Below are 18,308 nucleotides of genomic sequence, written 5' to 3'. Positions count from 1 at the left end.
AATTTTATTCACAAGAATACGGTGTCTATTTACTCACTATTATTGGAACTTATGCAGTTTATTTGAGCGCCTATATGACTTGTCATGAGCTGTTAAACAAACCGTAACGAAACTTTTTCTTTCTAAAACATTTTTTATTGTATTTTGTAGTTTTGTTTCTTTTTATTAGCCGTTGATTTTTTATTTTTACGGTTAATTAGATTTTAATTTTGCTTTTTTGCCTTTTGCTTAGTGATAAACCCCAAATGTCAGCGTTAATGATTGTGTGTTGATGTTAATTTTATGTTTCTGTGATCTTGATCGGTTTTTAAACGATAGGAGAGAGGCCCAAATGCGCTTATAAAACAGAGAAAATTGATTTGGCACTAATGGCTTTTTATCGGGAAATAACTAAAAAATGGGGGGGAGGGCTCTGTAGAAGGTGGGCTGAAAAAGTGTTTTTAGTGAAAAAGCCAGCTGAACTCAGCTGGCTATTAGGGTTATAAATGATCATTTGGGGGGTTATAAAATCGCGCCTAAGCTTAACATTGCCATGATCAGCACAGTTAAAATACCAAGTAGCGGCATGACCCATTTCACCCAACGGACATAAGGGACGCGAGCGATGGCTAGCCCTCCCATGACCACTGCAGAAGTAGGGGTCATGAGGTTAACAATACCGGACGCTGATTGATAAGCGGTTACCACCAAATCTCGACTGACACCTGCAAAATCGGCCAGAGGAGCCATGATTGGCATGGTTAATACGGCCAAGCCAGATGACGATGGCACTAAGAAAGACAGCAGTATTTCAAGCCAATACATAACATTAATAAACACGATGGAAGACAGCCCAGTAACAGCATGCTCTGCTGTGTTTAAAATGGTGTCAGTGATCATGCCTCTGTCCATGATGACCACAATACCGCGAGCAATACCAATGATCAGGGCAACACCCAGTAAATCACGTGCACCATCAATGAAGCTTGATGTTAGCTCTTCTTCGCTCATGCGAGCCACAATACCCACGATAATGGTGGCCGCTAAGAACATGGCAGAGATTTCAGCCATCCACCAACCGAGTACGGCAACACCATAAATCATCACACCAAAAGCGGCAGTAAAAATGCCGAGTATAATTTTGCGTGTGGTGGTGAATTCTAAGCTACCTTGCTCGTCTTTATCGCCTAAGAAATACGCTTTGTTTTCTTCGTATTTATCAAAAACAATGGATTTACTTTGGTCGGCTTGCACCATTTTGGCGTAACGCATGACATAAGCCACACAGATAAACCAGCCGATCACCAGCATAGCAACACGCAGTAAGATACCGTCGGTAAATGGAATACCGGCAGCATTGGCGGCGATCACGGTTGCAAAAGGGTTTATTGTCGAACCTAAAGTGCCGATTCCTGCGCCAAGCAATACCGTAGCAGCAGCCACAACGGGATCAAAGCGAGCAGCTATCATTACAGGAACAAGTAGCGTGTAAAAAGGTAGAGACTCTTCCGCCATGCCATAAATCGTACCGCCAGCGGCAAACAGTGCCATTAAGATGGGGATCATCCATTCTTCTCGGCCAGCCAGCTTTGCTGTGACTCGTTCAATCCCAGCGTCAATGGCACCGGTTTTGGTGACTAAACCTAAAAAGCCCCCAATGACAAGGATAAATAACGAAACATCAATCGCCGCTGCTTCATAAGTGTTGTGATCGTAAAGGCCATCAATCGGGGCCATTAAGACATCGACAATACCTTGTGGGTTGCTATCGACAACTTTATAGGTGCCAGTAACAGGAACCTCTTTACCCAGATCGTCATTCATTACGCGATCATATTGGCCAGCAGGCACGATCCAGGTGAGCAGGGCAACGATGGCGATTAACGCAAAAAGAATGGTGTAAGCCGATGGAAATTTAAAGTTTGCGAAGAAGCCGCCTTTGTCTTCTTGCTTGAGGGTATTCGTCGTCATGAGTTTTCTCCTCTACGCCATCACTAAATTGAATAGTTCTAAACTGAATAGTTATTCGAAATTAAATGTGGCAATGGCTGCCTAAGTCTTGCATTACAAAAAGTCACGACTGAGGCAGCAATACAACGGGTTAGGAAGGGTTAGATGTCGTCGCGTTCCATAGGGCAACTCATGCAACGTGCACCACCACGACCACGGCCTAGTTCATCCCCTGGAATTGGTAATACGGTAATGCCGGCTTTGTCGTATTTTTCATTGGTGTAAGTATTACGTTCATAACCAACCACCACACCTGGTTTAACGGTGAGCACGTTATTGGCATCGTTCCATTGTTCACGTTCGGCTTCGTAGTTATCACCACCCGTTGTGATGATTTTTAACTGATCGACGCCTAGCGCTTTTTCAATGGCATTGACGAAGTAGCCTTCTTCTTTCACATTTACGTTGCCTGCTTCGTTGCCTGTTAAGCTCCAGCACTTAATGTCTTTACGCATGACTTCTGGGTAAACAGAGAAAGTATCAATGTCCATGTGTGTCATTACGGTATCTAAATGCATGCAAGAACGGTGTTTTGGCAGCTCAAGGGCAATCACTTGTTTGGCTTGGCCTGCTTTAAATAAACCTGCCGCTAGGTTTTCAACGCCTTGTGGTGTGGTTCTTTCCGACATACCAATCAATACAGATCCTTTACCGATCACAAGTACATCACCACCTTCAATGGTGGCATTATCGTAAGCACGGTTTTCATCACCGTAATATTTCACAAAGTCTTGCCCTGCAAACATTGGGTGCCAACGGTAAATGGCGCGTACGTGGTTGGTTTCACGTTGGCGAGCAGGTTTTGCCATTGGGTTAATAGAAACACCACCGTAAACCCAGCAAGACGTGTCACGGGTGAATAAATGATTCGGTAGTGGCTCGATAATAAAATCAGACGCTGAGTGCATGCCTTGCATCATTGAAGAAGAGGTAATAGGCAACTCAGAGTAAGCAAGGCCACCAAGCAGCATTGAAGCCAGTTCTTTGTGTTCGATATCGCCTAAGAAGCAACGCACATCATTGGCAAATGTTGGCCCTAAACGGAAATCAGATACTTGGGTATCTAGCAACCAGGCTTTGGCTTCCGGAATGTCTAATGTTTCTGTGAGTAGGGTATGAAGTAGAAATACCTCGACGCCTTGATCCGTTAACGTTTTTGCAAAGGCATCGTGTTCTTCACCGGCACGGTCGACAGCCAATACATCATCAAACAATAATTCGTGACAGTTAGAAGGGGTAAGGTGAGTGAGGGCACGCTCTGGGCGGTGTAATAATACGCGACGGAGTTGACCTACTTCTGAACCTACGTGGAATTTAGTCATGATCGTATCTCTCTTTTTGTTTCGCCGTTTTATTAAATTACGGTCGTTGTTTTATTTTTCGTAAGAGAGTGTATGGCGGCTTTAAACACTATACTTTGGGGTTAATCACAAATTTATATTCGATAATATTGCAATGATTTAGCTTATAAAACTTTTGTATGGGTATTTTATGGGGAAAGTTGAGTGAATATGTGATGAATAAAACCAATGGAGTTTGTTTGTTTATTCAGGCCGATATTTTATTAAACTTCTGGAGGCGTGGTATTTATGGTGACGTGTATCGATGGTTTTATCGAGTTATTGCGTGAATATGCCACTTTCATGAGCTATTTTTCTTAGAAAGAGAAATGAGTAAAAAGGTAATCCGATAATTTATGCACACTCTTTCACCATTTGCTGGTGAGTTTGTAAGACAAATATCCGTCACTTATTTGATATATATCAATTTTACATTTTGGCAACACAAGAAAGTTGGTAATTGCTTGCTAATCGTGCCATATTCCGTCCACTTGTTCCTGACTTCCTAAACCAATTGGAGCCTTCTATGTCTAATAATGCCGATGATTACCTATCTGTTGAGGAGCTTATTGAGCTTCAGAAAGAAGATACTCGTGAGATCATCAAAACATTAATGGATGACGACAGCGATCCGGATGCGCTATACACCATTGAGCACCATCTGGCTGCTGAAGATTTTTCTGTGCTTGAAAAAGCCGTCGTTGAAGCTTTTAAAATGGGCTTTGATGTACAAGAAGCAGAAGAGCTGGAAGATGAAGATGGAACGAAAATGATGTGCTGTGATGCAGTGGTTGATTCGCCATTAGACGCTGAAATCATCGATATGCAAGTTGAAAAGCTGGTACATCTTGCCGAGAAATACGACATCATCTACGACGGTTGGGGAACTTACTTCGAAGGTGATGAAGACGAGGATGAAGAGTTCGAAGACGAAGAGTAATCTCGTGTAAGTAAGATTGTGAACGGCTGATATCGATGTTATATCAGCCGTTTTTTTATGCTTATGTCTAGATCTTCATATAGGGGATGACGTAGAATTCGCCAAATTAATTGATCTGGCTCAAGAAGGAATGTCATGCAACGTTCACTCACTGGTTTATGGCAAGTCTCACCGTTAACCGATTTATCTATCCCACAAGATGACATTACCTTTCCAGCTGCTTTGAGCTCGGTGTTACCTCAGTCGTTATCGGAAGAGCAGATCTCGCAATCGGAGTGGCATTTAATGCATTTTTCCGATGTAGACCAAGCGATGCTTTCCTGCTCTTCGGTGGATTTGGTGCTAAGTGGTGTTTCCCATTTTGCGGAAGTTCGTGTTAATGGTGTGGCTGTGTTTGACTGTACCGATCGCAATGAACGTTATCGAAAAGACATTAAACCCTATCTACAAGAAGGGGGGAACCGATTTGAGATCCTGTTTTTAGAGCAAGATGATGATTGGCTGCTCGATGACGAAGAGTTTGATACTCAGCCAGAGCTTTGCTTACTGGATATGCCCAATAAAGCAAAAGATTGGTTACAAAGTGATGAGATGGGCGTATGGGGTGAGAGCTATTTGCAGTTTATTCGTCATGTGCGTTTAGAGCAAATCACTACCGAGCAGATTTGGCACCACAGTGGCTGTGAGCTGAAAGTGGATCTCTACTATCAAACCTTATCGGCAGGGTTGGTTTCGGCGTCGGTAAAGTTTGATGGTCGAACCTATATGATGCCAATTGATGTCAGACAGAGTCACACCAGCGTTCTATTTCAGGTGGATGCGCCACGCTACTGGAACCCGGAGCACCCACAAGACAATGATTTATACCTTATTGAAGTAGAGCTGGACGGACAAAAGCACCATATTAAGATCGGCTTATCTGAAAGCCAGTGTGCTGCTCATTTCCCACTCTAGCTTTCCCTACACTTCATTTTCAGGTGCTTAGGCTATGGATGTCTGAAGTGTTGCTTCATCCATTTCTTTTTGGGTCTGGCTAATGTGTAGCCAGACTTTTTCATGTAAATAGTAAGTTACCGTATTAATGCATGGTTCAATCATGGCCATGGCACTTCCTATGATGACATCTCCTGTTAGCAAATAAATTACACTGAATGCGACGCTAAAATGCAACATGGCAAAGCTTAAGGTTTTATAGCCGGAATTCACTGTAGTAACACTATGTTTCTGTTTGTGCTGCCACGCTTTTTCATGGAAGAAAAACGCGACGGTATTGGCTAAAGGTTCTAATAAAGCGATTAGCCCACCGATCACAAGTTCCCCTGTTAATGCATAAGCTAGGCTAAAAGCGACAAAGAAATGGATGCCAGCAAAGGTGAATGTCTTTTTCATAGGTGCCTCGATTAAAGGTAACTTGTGTGGTTTCCATATAGTATTGCGAGTTATTCTTAATATGAAAAATTGATTGTTTTTATTATTTTGATAGGCAACAGCTATTAAATGTGAGGGGGACTATTTTGTATTAATGATAGTTCTGAAAATTGTATTAGAAATAAATAGTTATTTTATTAATTCATATCTTGCGATTATAATTCGACCAGACTATCGCTATGCACTAAGGTGTTATGCGGTTATTGGCTAGGTGTAATCAATAATAAAAAGGGATTATATGGATAATAATAAGTTAGATCACACGATGAGCTTTACGGGGCGAGGCGGTGAATTTTTTGGTATTTGGATTGTTAATATTTTACTCAGCGTCATTACTCTGGGTATCTATTCCGCTTGGGCAAAAGTAAGAACGAATCAATATTTTTACGGCAACACCATTTTAGACGGCGATAGCTTTGAGTATCACGCTAAGCCGATGCAAATTTTAAAAGGTCGTTTGGTTGCGTTAGTTTGTGTGTTGCTTTGGGCGGTCGCAAATAGCTTGTTCCCTGTTTTTTCTATGGTTTTATTGTTGGCGTTTGTTGCTGTTTTACCATTTTTATCGTGGAGCAACGCACGTTTTGACAGTGCGATGACCAGTTACCGTAATGTGCGTTTCTCTTTTGTGGGAACACTAGGTAAAGCTTATAGCACCATTTTAGGTCGCAGCTTGGTTATTATGTTGGCTATTTTTGCCGTGTTTGCCGTTATCGGTTTTGCCGTGCAAGCGTCTCCAATTGCGGCGGGTATTGTTATTTTGGCCGGTATTCCAGGTGTTTTATACCTTCAAGCATGGGCGATGTCGGGTATTGCAAGTTACTTCGCGAATGGTTATCGCTATGGTGAACGTGATTTTTCAGCTCAAATCAGTTCAGGCTACTATTTTAAAACCTACTTACTTGCCGCTGTCCTTTGGCTGGTAGCGAGTGTGCTTTCTATCGTGGCAATTGGCTTGTTCCTAGGGGCTGGTGCATTCATGGCCGCACTGAGTGAGGGGCAGGCGGGTATGGCTGATATCATGGGCTCACCGGCAATGATAGGTATCGCTATCGCTGCTTATGCTGTAATGCTGTTTTTAGGTGTCGCGATCAGTGCGTTTATTTCTGTACGTATTCGTAATCACGTGTTTTCTCAGTTAATGCTTGAAGGTGAGCCTGAGCTAAAATGTGACTCAAAGATGACGGTAATGTCTTACGTTGGTTTAGTGGTGACTAACTTTATCTTACAAGTGATCACAATGGGTATTGCTCGTCCATGGGTAATGGTACGTACTGCGAAATATGTGGCGAGTGTTACCTCTGTTCATGGTGACCTCTCACGCTTAGTGGCACAAGACCAAGATTCGAATGTGAAATCGGCAGTGTCTGATGAAGTGGCACAGGCCTTTGATGTGAACTTAGGTATTGGTTAATGCTACTTGGTGTTGCTCACCCGCCGCGCAGTTCTGCGCGGCTTACCGCTGAACTTGATATCGCCCAATCTGGCTTTTTAGCATTGCACGTTGATGGCGATATCATTAGCGCTTCTCTTGAACAGATCACCGTGACGGATCGTGTGGGATCATTGCCACGTAAAGTTAAATTTCCCAATGGCTGGTTATTTGTCCCGAGTGATAATAAAGCGCTGGAGTCTTATCTTGCTACACATGGTGAAAAAAGCTGGTTATCAAAACTAGAGCGTCACGTCGGTGCCATTTTTATAAGCATGGTGTTGATCGTTGCTTTGACACTGGGTAGCTTCACTCATGGTATGCCGTGGTTAACGCAGGCGATTGTGCATAACTTGCCCCCAGTTGTCTCGGAGGTGGTTGGGGAGAAGGTGTTAGAGGCATTAGATGAGCAATGGCTATCACCGTCTGAGCTGGCACAGAATGAGCAAGATGAAATACGACAGCGGTTTAACTCTTATGTAGAGCAGCTACCTAAAGATTATGTGGTTACTCCTAAGTTGGTTTTTCGCTCATGGGAACAGGGGCCTAATGCCTTTGCGTTGAGTGATGGTACCGTCGTGGTATTGGATTCATTAGTAGAACTATCCGAAACGCCATTACAACTAGATAGCATTTTGTTGCATGAGCTTGGCCATGTGCATCATCAGCATGTGATGCAATCTTTGGTGCGTTCCAGCTTGATCTCTCTGAGTGTGGCATTGCTGACAGGAGAAAGCTCTGGAGTAATTCATAATCTGGCTAGTGTTGGTGTGTTTGTCTTTAGTAATGGGCTTTCACAGCAAGCAGAGCACCAAGCGGATCAATACGCCGTGAAAAACATGTGGCAGATTCACGGTAGCGCTGAAGCTATGATTGAGATGTTTAAAGGTTTCCAGACAGTTTCAGAAGGGGAACTACCGAAGTGGTTAAGTACTCACCCTGAGTTGGATGAGCGTATTCAAGCAGTACGGCAATATTAGGAATAGACATAAGCTAAGCACTTAACTATGGAATTTAGATAAAAGAAAAGCCAGTGATCACTCACTGGCTTTTTTTATGTTTCGCTGTGTGTCTTATAGTGCAGCAATGGTGACTTTTTGCTCTTCTAGCTTAACTAACGTTTCTTTGTAGTCATCTAGTTTTTCACGCTCTTTAGCAACAACGGCTTCAGGTGCTTTCGCAACAAAACCTTGGTTGTTTAGTTTGCCTTCGATGCGTTTAATTTCACCTTGAATACGTGTTACTTCTTTATCCAGACGAGCCAGCTCTGCGTCTTTATTGATAAGACCCGCCATAGGGATCATCAGCTCAGACTTACCAACAAGTGCGGTTGCACACGCAGGTGTTTCTTCGTCTGCCAGTACCTTGATGCTGTCTAGTTTCGCTAAAGAACTTAGAACAATCTCATTTTCTTTCACACGAGTTGCATCTTGTTCGTCAGCGACTTTTAGCATCACATCTAAGCCTTTGCTTGGTGCGATGTCGTATTCAGCGCGTAGGTTACGAATACTAGTAATGAAGGCTTTCACCCATTCAATATCAGCAACCGCTTTTTCGTTTAGGTTCGCTTCATCAAACTGAGGCAGTGCCTGAGTCATGATAGTTTCACCGTCAACGCCTGCAACCAGTGGTTTCACGCTTTGCCAGATAGATTCAGTGATGTATGGGATCACTGGGTGAGCTAGGCGCAATGTTTTCTCTAAAACCGTAATCAGAGTATGACGAGTCGCACGTTGTTGTGCTTCAGATCCTTTCCACAGTACCGGCTTGGTGAGCTCTAGGTACCAGTCACAGAATTGGTTCCAGATGAATTCATAAAGAACGTTAGCAGCCATATCTAAACGATAGTTTTCGATATGAGTGTTAAACTCTTTTGCTGCTAGTTCAAACTGAGATTGGATCCACTGATCAGCCAGAGACAGCTCCATCTCACCGCCGTTCATGCCACAGTCTTGATCTTCTGTGTTCATTAGAACGTAGCGGCTTGCATTCCACAGCTTGTTACAGAAGTTGCGGTAACCTTCTAGACGTTTCATGTCCCAGTTGATGTCACGACCTGTTGAAGCCATTGCAGCAAGAGTGAAACGTAGAGCGTCAGTACCATATGGTTCGATGCCGTTTTCGAATGTCTTACGGGTATTTTTCTCGATTTTCTTGGCTAGTTGAGGCTGCATCATGTTGCCACAGCGTTTTTCAACGAGAGATTCAAGGTCAATACCATCGATCATGTCGATAGGGTCAAGTACGTTACCTTTTGACTTAGACATCTTATCGCCATTTTCATCACGGATAAGGCCTGTCATGTATACGGTCTTGAATGGAACCTGAGCTTTGCCGTTTTCATCTTTAACAAAGTGCATGGTCATCATGATCATACGTGCAACCCAGAAGAAAATGATATCAAAGCCTGATACCAAGACATCTGATGGGTGGAATGTTTTCAGATCATCTGTGTTTTCTGGCCAGCCTTGAGTACCGAATGTCCATAGTGCAGAAGAGAACCAGGTATCCAGTACATCATCGTCTTGGCGCAGTACAACAACAGGTGCTAGGTTGTTCTTTTCGCGAACTTCTTCTTCAGTACGGCCAACATAGACTTTACCGTCGTTGTCGTACCATGCAGGAATGCGGTGACCCCACCATAGCTGGCGTGAAATACACCAATCTTGCACGTCACGCATCCACGCGAAGTACATGTTTTCGTATTGCTTAGGAACGAATTGAATCTCGCCGTCTTCTACTGCTTTTACCGCAGGCTCAGCAAGAGGTGCAGTACGTACGTACCACTGGTCAGTTAGCATTGGTTCAATAACCACGCCACCACGGTCGCCGTAAGGTACAGTTAGGTCGTGATCTTTAATTTCATCAAGCAGGCCTAATTCTTCAAATTCCGCAACAATGGCTTTACGCGCTGCAAAACGCTCCATGCCATGATATTTGGCTGGAAGTTCTGTGCTGTAAACATCGCTTGCTTCACCATTAGTTGTGAATACTTCAGCATTGTCACGAACATCGCCATTGAAGGTTAGGATGTTGATCATTGGTAGACTATGGCGCTTACCAACTTCGTAGTCGTTAAAGTCATGAGCTGGTGTGATTTTCACACAACCTGTGCCTTTTTCCATGTCGGCGTGTTCATCGCCTACGATTGGAATTAGACGGTTCACAACCGGAAGCAGGATGTTTTTACCAATTAGATCTTTATAGCGTGGATCTTCTGGGTTCACAGCAACACCTGTATCACCCAGCATGGTTTCTGGACGAGTGGTTGCTACTACAATGTAGTCTTTACCTTCTGCTGTTTTTACGCCGTCTGCTAACGGGTAGCGGAAGTGCCACATGTGGCCTTTTTTGTCTTTGTTTTCGACTTCAAGATCAGAAATTGCGGTGTGCAGCTTTGGATCCCAGTTAACAAGGCGCTTACCACGGTAGATAAGATCTTCTTCGTACAGGCGAACAAAAACTTCTTGAGTTGCTGCAGATAGGCCATCATCCATAGTGAATCGCTCACGATCCCAGTCAACAGATGCACCTAAACGACGAAGCTGCTTAGTGATGGTGCCACCAGACTCGCCTTTCCATTCCCAGATTTTGTCGATGAAAGCATCACGGCCGTAATCGTGCTTTGTTTTGCCTTCTTCAGCTGCGATTTTACGCTCCACAACCATTTGGGTGGCGATACCTGCGTGGTCGGTACCGACTTGCCATAAGGTGTTTTTACCTTTCATACGCTCACAGCGGACCAAAGTATCCATAATGGTATCTTGGAATGCGTGGCCCATGTGTAGGCTACCTGTGACGTTTGGTGGTGGGATCATAATGCTGTATGCATCTTTTGATGTGTCACCGTGAGGCTTAAAGTAGCCAGCCTCTTCCCAGCGCTGATATAGCGCTTGCTCAATTGATTGTGGGTTGTATGTCTTTTCCATAGCGCTCTTAATGGATACTGTCTGTGAATAGTGGAATGATGCCAAGCACCATAATTAACAGTTTAATGTGATAAGCCGTTAATTATGGCTATTGGCGTCAAATTTATTGTGTTTGATTGATAGCAAGGGTTTGCAACTGAATGCCTGCTTGTCGATATATTTTATACCTTTCGCGAGCTTGCTGTTTCGATTTTTCATCGCAAGGAACGAAGTCTACCACTAGGGCAAAGGTTACCGCAAAATTTGCTGCATCTTGAGCCAAATTAATCAGTACACTTCTGTGGCCACTGTGGCGTAAGCCGGGCCAACCAATTTCAACAGGCGCTCCGCCACGAGGCCCTTCTCCCACTAAATTATGAGGGATAAAATTGCTAGGTTCTTGTTGCCATAGCAGTTCATCAAGCAGCTCGGCTTGACGGCGGCTTTTGGCAAGTAGGTAAATCCGTTGTCCTTGTGAATAATGAGTCACTGTGAGCTTATTAACAAATGCCAATAGCCCTGCTTCAGAATCTTCAGCCGTTTCTGGTTCGATGAGGTAAAACATTCCGTGGCTCATTGATCACTCTTTATTCTTGATGATGGTTTATAACTGAATATGGAATAATTCAATCATAATAAAAAGGGGCCTTGCGGCCCCTTTAGTGTGAAAACTATTTTATTCTTCGTTTTCAAGGCCTGCACGATTAAGCAAGAATTGGACAAGCATTGAGACAGGGCGGCCTGTAGAGCCTTTGTCTTTGCCTGATTTCCATGCTGTACCTGCCACATCAATGTGGGCCCAGTTATACTTCTTCGTAAAGCGAGATAAGAAACAACCCGCCGTAATAGTACCTGCTGCACGACCACCAAGGTTTGTCATGTCTGCAAATGGACTTGCTAGTTGCTCTTGGTATTCGTCGGTCATTGGCAAGCGCCACGCACGATCACCCGCTTGCTCTGAAGCGTTGATCAGCTCGTGCGCCAGTGGGTTGTGGTTCGCCAATAGGCCACTGATGTGATGACCTAATGCCATAACACATGCGCCAGTCAGTGTTGCAACGTCAACCACACACTCTGGTTCGTAACGTTCAACGTACGTCAGAGCATCACAAAGAACTAAACGGCCTTCGGCATCAGTATTTAATACTTCGACGGTTTGACCTGACATGGTGGTTAAGATGTCGCCCGGGCGGTAGGCGTTGCTGCCGGGCATGTTTTCACAACCAGCAAGTACGGCAACGACGTTAATTGGTAGGTTCAGTTTCGCAAGCGACTTCATCACACCAAATACGGAAGCGGCACCACACATGTCGTACTTCATTTCATCCATCGCTTCAGATGGCTTAATAGAAATACCGCCTGAATCGAAGGTTAAGCCTTTACCAACCAGTACGATTGGTTTCGCTTCTGGATCCGGGTGGCCTTTGTATTCCATAACAGACATCATGGATTCGTTGTGCGAGCCTTGGCCAACCGCAAGGTAAGAAGTCATGCCTAGTTTACGCATTTCTTCTTCACCGATAATTTTGGTCGTTACAGTTTCAAAATCATCCGCTAGGCGACGAGCTTGAGAAGCAAGGTAAGCTGGGTTGGCTACGTTTGGTGGCATGTTACCCAGATCTTTAGAGGCTTTAACACCTGAAGCAATGGCTAAACCGTGGCTGATTGCACGCTCACCTAAGTTCAGTTCACGACGCGTTGGTACATTAAATACTAGTTTACGTAGTGGACGGCGAGTCTCTGGCTTATTACTCTTAAATTGATTAAAAGTGTATAGGCTGTCTTTAGTGGACTCGACGGCTTGGCGAACTTTCCAGTAGGTGTCGCGGCCTTTCACGTGCAGCTCTGTTAAGAAACACACGGCTTCCATTGAACCTGTTTCGTTCAATGTACTGATGGTTTTTTTGATGATGTCTTTGTATTGACGTTCACCTAGTTCACGCTCTTTACCACAGCCAACTAACAATACGCGTTCTGATAACACGTTTGGTACTTGGTGAAGTAGTAACATTTGGCCCGGTTTTCCTTCCAGATCACCACGGCGTAACAGTGAACTAATATAGCCATCACTGATTTTATCTAGTTGTTCTGCTATTGGAGAAAGACGGCGTGGCTCGAAAACACCCACAACGATACATGCGCTGCGCTGTTTCTCAGGACTACCACTTTTTACACTGAACTCCATGCGTACTCCTACATCCTAAAGACAAATAAGACTAAATGTTAGATAATGCCGCACTTAGTTGCTGAAATAGCAGTTCGGTATAGGTTAAAGTGCAGGCTAACAACTAGCCAAAGATCAAAAAATAATAGATTTACCGAAAAACTATAGTGATTCCGGCAAAAAAACAAGTTTTGTATAGGTAGAATAAGCGTGATTATTGTTAGATATTTGATCCGCGAGACAATAAAGAGCCAATTTGCGGTCTTTTTTGTTCTTTTTTTAGTATTTATTAGTCAAAGATTCATCCGAGTTTTAGCGGATGCATCGGATGGTGATATCCCTGGTGAGCTGATTGCGTCTTTAGTGGCGTTGAATATGCCTGCGATGGGATTATTGATGCTACCACTCAGTATATATATCGGTATATTGCTGACTTTTGGTCGTTTGTACGCTGAAAGTGAAATCACGGTAATGAGCGCCACCGGGATGGGAAATAAGTTCCTGATACGTGCTGCTTTGTATTTAGCGTTAATCACAGGGGTGGTTGCCGCCTTTAATGCTTTTTGGTTGTCGCCTTGGAGTAAAGAAAAAGAAACCCAACTGCTCGAACAAGTAGAAGCGGATGTGGGGTTAGAGTTACTACAAAAAGGTCAGTTCCAGCGAGCGCCTAATGGCCAAGCGGTTGTGTTTATCGATGGGATCAGTGGTGATGGTAAGCAACTAGAACGTATTTTTGTTGCACAGCCAGTACCAAGAGACTCGATACGCCCAAGTGTGATTATCTCTGATACGGGAACGATTGAAGAATACAGCGATGGCCGTCAAGTATTAAAGCTGAATGATGGAGTTCGATATGAAGGAATTCCCACTCGCTTAGATTATATGGTCACTGATTTTGAATCTTACCAAGCGTTAATTGGTCAGCGTGAAGTCAGAGAGAAGCACCGTGACTGGGATGCAGTACCAACCCTTGAGTTATTAAAAGATCCTAATTTAGAAGCCAAAGCTGAATTTCAATGGCGAGTTTCATTAGTATTGTGTATCCCGCTATTAACCATGGTGGTTATTCCGTTGTCTGCGGTAAATCCAAGACAGGGACGCTTTGCAAAACTCACTCCGGCTGTACTGGTTTACTTAGGTTATTTTTTATCGATCAGCGCGGCTAAGTCTGCGGTGGAAGATGGTAGCTTGCCACCTTATTTAGGGTTGTGGGTCATCAATGTCGGTCTTCTTATTGCCGGTATTTTATTAAATGGTATGGATAGTCTTCCTGTTCGACGCTTGAAAGACAAAATGCGGAGAAAAAGCTAACCATGTTTAAAATTCTTGATTGGTACATTGGCCGAACCATTATTGCAACTTCTGGCTTATGTTTAGCAACGCTTGTAGGTCTGTCTGGCATCATTAAATATGTTGAGCAGCTTCGTAAAGTCGGCGAAGGAACTTACGACTTGTGGAAGGCACTGTTGTATGTGCTATTAAGTGTCCCTCGCGATATCGAAATGTTTTTTCCGATGGCGGCATTATTAGGAGCATTGATTGGGTTGGGTATGCTCGCATCAAGCTCTGAGCTGGTGGTGATGCAAGCTGCAGGGTTTTCCAAATTAGATATTGGTGTGTCAGTTTTAAAAACAGCGGTACCATTGATGTTGGTGGTCATGGCGTTAGGTCAGTGGGGAGCGCCGGATGCCCAGAAAATGGCCCGAGAGCTTAGAGCCATTTCCACATCAGGAGGTAGCATTGTTTCCGTTCGGACCGGAGTTTGGGCAAAAGATGCCAATGATTTCATCTTCATTACGCGAGTGAATGATCAAGACGCTTTATTTGGAGTCAACATCTGGAGCTTCGATGATAAAGACCGCTTAGACAGTGTGATGTTTGCGAAAGAAGTTCACTTTGACTCTAAAGCAGGCTGGATCATGCAAGATGTTCACCTTACTAAGATGGAAAACAAAGTCGCTATTTCGGAAACAACATTAAATCAGTTGGCATGGAAGACAACGTTGACCCCCGATAAATTGGCGGTAGTAACGGTTAAACCTGAAGAGTTACCGCTATCAGGCCTATATGATTATGTCACTTATTTAAAAGAATCAGAGCAAGATGCTGCTCGTTATGAGTTGGCTTTTTGGCGTAAAGCGTTTCAACCGTTAGCAATAGCCGTCATGATGTTGTTAGCGTTGTCGTTTGTTTTTGGTCCGCTCCGTAGTGTTACTATGGGGGCCAGAATATTATCGGGTGTCATCTCTGGCTTTACTTTTTACATTTCGAATGAAGTTTTTGGGCCAATGAGCTTAGTGTATAACCTGCATCCTGCTTTTGGTGCACTTGGGCCTAGTTTAGTTTTCCTCTTTATTACATTGCTGTTGTTACGGCGAAAACTTTAAAGTGCTTAAAAAGAAGAGGACTCCGCGTCCTCTTTTTTATTGGATTTTTGTACTATGCGGCTTTTTCCAGAACAACCATTTCACATTTAGCACAATAATCTTGAAAGGCCGTGTTTTTGGAATTGAAGATGACCATCAAGTTTCCAAAACCAAATAATGCGGTTGCCAAGCGAACTAAAGACTGACCAACGGAAATATTAGAGCCGTTTTTGTTTTGAAGGCGTAATTTCCAAGCTCTCATGCCAAGAGTTTGCCCACCTTTACACCAGAAGAATGAAAAGAACGCAACAGCTACAAATACAAGGTAAAGTGGGTAAGCTATACTCCAGAAAGCGTGGCCATTTAAGAACGCACCAACATCTTGGAATTCACCGTAATTGATAGCCCCGAAGCCATATAACATTTCCAGTGTTGCAACGACCGCGCCACCTGCCATCATTTCCAAAGCAAGAATAATTAGAAAGTCGTACAGCCAAGCCCCAAAGCGACGGAGTAAGCCTGCTGATTTTATTGTTTTATCTTTATGTGTAGAAGATTGAGGTGTCATAAGTTCTATCCAAATAACAAGATAGAGGGAGTGTATCAGTTTTGTTTATGGGAAAAAGGGCTTCTGCGGTATTGGAAAGACTAAAAAGACAACTTAATGGTGAAATTACCAGCAAATAGACAAGGTTAGTGAAATTAACTGTTGCGAAGGAGCTTTGCATACGTATAATGGCTGCACTTACCAAGACAATGTCTCAAAAAGTAAGCCCGAGTGGTGAAATTGGTATACACGACGGATTCAAAATCCGTTTCCTTCGGGAGTGACGGTTCAAGTCCGTCCTCGGGCACCAAATTAAACAACAAAGCCTCAACTTCGGTTGGGGCTTTGTTGTTTCTGAAGTTCAGAATCTATTCTCTTAAGCTCTTCCACTAGTTTTTCTGTTTGATCGGCAAGTCCCTTTTTTAATAAGTGAGAACCAAGGCAAAAACCTGACCTTATAAATAAGAGGGGCTACAATGAAACACAGTTAGGTGTGAATTGTCAGCAAGGAGGCAGCCATAAAGATAACGGTGGATCGCATTCAGCCAGGTCTTTATATCCGCTTACCCGTTAAGTGGAAGGATCATCCTTTTCTCTTCAATAGCTTTAAAATAAAAGACCAAGAGCAGATTGATATTATCAGGCATATTGGTATTCAGCATGTATATATTAACTTAAGTCAAAGTGATACTCAGCCATTGCCTCCCCAAGATCAGAGTAAAGAGGAAGAGGATGCTCCGAATGAACTAAATGCATTGCAACAACAACTATGGGAAGAGAAAGAAAAAAGAATTGAGAAGCTTAATGCGTATCGGCGGCGAGTACTAAAATGTGAAAAAGAGTTTGAGCGTTCTTTATCACAGTTGCGTTCCGTAATGAGTAAAATTCGTAATCGTCCTGTAGATGCCATTAATGAAGCCTCTTTAATGGTAGAGGACATCGTCGATAAGTTTTTAACTGACGATAGTGTGACTTTGCATTTAATGAATGGCAAAGCAAAATTAGAAGATGTTTATTTTCACTCGCTTAATGTTGCTGTCTTATCTATGATGATTTGCCGTAATAAGGGCTATAGTGCAGAACAAATAAAAGAAGTGGCTTTTGGCGCATTATTTCATGATATGGGTAAGGTAAAAATCCCTGATAATATAGTAAGAAAGAAAACACCTTTAACAGAGCCAGAGCGAAACTATTTTCAGCTACATCCAGAATATGGCTTGCAGCTTATTGATCACTTAGACAGTTTTCCAGATACGGCAAAGGCTATCATTGAACAGCATCATGAGCTCTATGATGGTAGCGGTTACCCAAAAGGTCTAAAAGGGGAGGAGATAGATGTATATGCTCAAATCGTCTCTTTAGCAAATGCCTATGATAATTTGTGTCATCCTGCCATTCCCTCTGAGCAAAGAATTCCCTATAGCGCTCTATCTCATCTCTATAAAAATCATCAGCATCTTTATAGTAAGGAAAATCTAAACATACTTGTTAAGTTCATGGGGGTCTATCCTCCTGGTACGGTTGTTCAATTATCAAATGATCTTATTGGGCTAGTGATATCGGTTAATTCAGAGCAAATCTTATACCCTAGTGTCTTATTGTATGATCCCACTGTTCCAAGGACACAAGCCCCAATTGTTGGTTTGGCTGAAAAGGAGCTTAAGATTGTTTCTGCAATCTTACCTAATAAGCTCCCTGATAATATTAGAGAGTATTTAAACCCAAGAGCGCGTATCTCATACTTCTTTGACAGTAATAGTTAAGTCTGAAGATCTGAATATCCCTCCTTTTTGTGGGTAACTTTGTGGGTAATTTGGGAGTCTCCTGGTATAAAGTTTATTGTGGCTAATTAGTGAGCTTTTGGGCTTTTTTTATGGAAAAAAAACCAATTTACTCTTGCCAATGAGATCGAAGTCTCTATAATGCGTCCTCACTGAAACGGAGCAGAGCCTGTAAGGGTTTGCATCAAATCAGTAAAGACTGAGTCACAAGAAATTAGTTAGAAAAAGTGTTTGACACGCTAACTTAAATCGCTAAAATGACCGTCCACTTCGAAAGTTAAGTCGAAAGGCTTAAAAAAGAAGCTTAGCTCTTTAAAAATTTGACCATGCAATCTGTGTGGGCACTCGTGAATAGATAGTCAAAAAGATTTATCAATGAACTGAGTGACCAAAACAAATAACCTCGGTTATTTGGC

The 18,308-nt window shown here is 43.1% G+C and carries 14 protein-coding genes and 1 tRNA gene; 8 read left to right on the top strand and 7 right to left on the bottom strand.

Going from position 1 to position 18,308, the window contains the following annotated elements; all coding sequences use genetic code 11:
- Positions 1-501: 501 nt before the first annotated feature.
- Both MHO82_RS14765 and arcA read right to left on the bottom strand, forming a co-directional pair.
- Complete coding sequence (locus MHO82_RS14765; RefSeq protein ID WP_239184755.1) at positions 502-1,950, bottom strand: YfcC family protein; 1,449 nt, start codon at positions 1,948-1,950, stop codon at positions 502-504.
- A gap of 140 nt (positions 1,951-2,090) precedes the next feature.
- A complete protein-coding gene (gene arcA, locus MHO82_RS14760) occupies positions 2,091-3,311 on the bottom strand; it encodes an arginine deiminase (RefSeq protein WP_239184753.1) in 1,221 nt (406 codons plus the stop codon).
- Positions 3,312-3,855: 544 nt separating this feature from the next.
- Between arcA and rraB the strand changes: the two genes are divergently transcribed.
- Together rraB and MHO82_RS14750 are read left to right on the top strand one after the other, a co-directional pair.
- Positions 3,856-4,269 carry a ribonuclease E inhibitor RraB gene (gene rraB, locus MHO82_RS14755; RefSeq protein ID WP_239184751.1) on the top strand — a complete coding sequence of 138 codons (414 nt, stop codon included), beginning with the start codon at positions 3,856-3,858 and terminating at the stop codon, positions 4,267-4,269.
- Between the two features lie 135 nt (positions 4,270-4,404).
- A complete protein-coding gene (locus MHO82_RS14750) occupies positions 4,405-5,223 on the top strand; it encodes a hypothetical protein (RefSeq protein WP_239184749.1) in 819 nt (272 codons plus the stop codon).
- A 27-nt stretch (positions 5,224-5,250) separates the two neighbouring features.
- On the opposite strand, the gene MHO82_RS14745 is transcribed toward MHO82_RS14750, so the two are convergent.
- Entirely contained in the window at positions 5,251-5,658 is a 408-nt protein-coding gene (locus tag MHO82_RS14745) for a DUF2061 domain-containing protein (RefSeq protein ID WP_239184747.1), read from the bottom strand.
- A 277-nt stretch (positions 5,659-5,935) separates the two neighbouring features.
- Between MHO82_RS14745 and MHO82_RS14740 the strand changes: the two genes are divergently transcribed.
- Both MHO82_RS14740 and MHO82_RS14735 read left to right on the top strand, forming a co-directional pair.
- The gene (locus MHO82_RS14740; protein ID WP_239184745.1) at positions 5,936-7,108 is read left to right on the top strand and encodes a YjgN family protein; all 1,173 of its coding nucleotides are present in this window, start codon (positions 5,936-5,938) and stop codon (positions 7,106-7,108) included.
- Complete coding sequence (locus MHO82_RS14735) at positions 7,108-8,106, top strand: M48 family metallopeptidase (protein WP_239184743.1); 999 nt, start codon at positions 7,108-7,110, stop codon at positions 8,104-8,106. The genes MHO82_RS14740 and MHO82_RS14735 overlap by 1 nt, the downstream gene beginning before the upstream one ends.
- Positions 8,107-8,199: 93 nt before the next feature.
- On the opposite strand, the gene MHO82_RS14730 is transcribed toward MHO82_RS14735, so the two are convergent.
- From MHO82_RS14730 to pepA, 3 genes are all read right to left on the bottom strand, one after another.
- Complete coding sequence (locus MHO82_RS14730) at positions 8,200-11,055, bottom strand: valine--tRNA ligase (protein ID WP_239184741.1); 2,856 nt, start codon at positions 11,053-11,055, stop codon at positions 8,200-8,202.
- Positions 11,056-11,158: 103 nt separating this feature from the next.
- Complete coding sequence (locus MHO82_RS14725) at positions 11,159-11,611, bottom strand: DNA polymerase III subunit chi (protein ID WP_239184739.1); 453 nt, start codon at positions 11,609-11,611, stop codon at positions 11,159-11,161.
- A 99-nt stretch (positions 11,612-11,710) separates the two neighbouring features.
- Positions 11,711-13,219 carry a leucyl aminopeptidase gene (gene pepA, locus MHO82_RS14720; RefSeq protein WP_239184737.1) on the bottom strand — a complete coding sequence of 503 codons (1,509 nt, stop codon included), beginning with the start codon at positions 13,217-13,219 and terminating at the stop codon, positions 11,711-11,713.
- Positions 13,220-13,408: 189 nt separating this feature from the next.
- Between pepA and lptF the strand changes: the two genes are divergently transcribed.
- Complete coding sequence (gene lptF / locus MHO82_RS14715) at positions 13,409-14,509, top strand: LPS export ABC transporter permease LptF (RefSeq protein ID WP_239184735.1); 1,101 nt, start codon at positions 13,409-13,411, stop codon at positions 14,507-14,509.
- A 2-nt stretch (positions 14,510-14,511) separates the two neighbouring features.
- Positions 14,512-15,585 (top strand): LPS export ABC transporter permease LptG, encoded by a 1,074-nt coding sequence (lptG, locus tag MHO82_RS14710; RefSeq protein ID WP_239184733.1) that lies wholly within the window; start codon positions 14,512-14,514, stop codon positions 15,583-15,585.
- 52 nt (positions 15,586-15,637) lie between these two features.
- On the opposite strand, the gene MHO82_RS14705 is transcribed toward lptG, so the two are convergent.
- Positions 15,638-16,132, bottom strand: coding sequence for an RDD family protein (locus tag MHO82_RS14705; protein WP_239184731.1), 495 nt, complete (start codon positions 16,130-16,132; stop codon positions 15,638-15,640).
- A 204-nt stretch (positions 16,133-16,336) separates the two neighbouring features.
- Here MHO82_RS14705 and MHO82_RS14700 point away from each other — a divergent pair.
- Together MHO82_RS14700 and MHO82_RS14695 are read left to right on the top strand one after the other, a co-directional pair.
- A tRNA-Leu gene (locus MHO82_RS14700) sits at positions 16,337-16,421 on the top strand.
- A 220-nt stretch (positions 16,422-16,641) separates the two neighbouring features.
- Positions 16,642-17,874 (top strand): HD-GYP domain-containing protein, encoded by a 1,233-nt coding sequence (locus MHO82_RS14695; RefSeq protein ID WP_239184730.1) that lies wholly within the window; start codon positions 16,642-16,644, stop codon positions 17,872-17,874.
- The last annotated feature ends 434 nt before the right edge of the window (positions 17,875-18,308 follow it).

The organism is Vibrio sp. Of7-15, assembly GCF_022347565.1.
GTDB lineage: Bacteria > Pseudomonadota > Gammaproteobacteria > Enterobacterales > Vibrionaceae > NORP241.
Note: the sequence above shows the minus strand (reverse complement) of the source record. Positions and strands in the feature narration are given on the sequence as shown.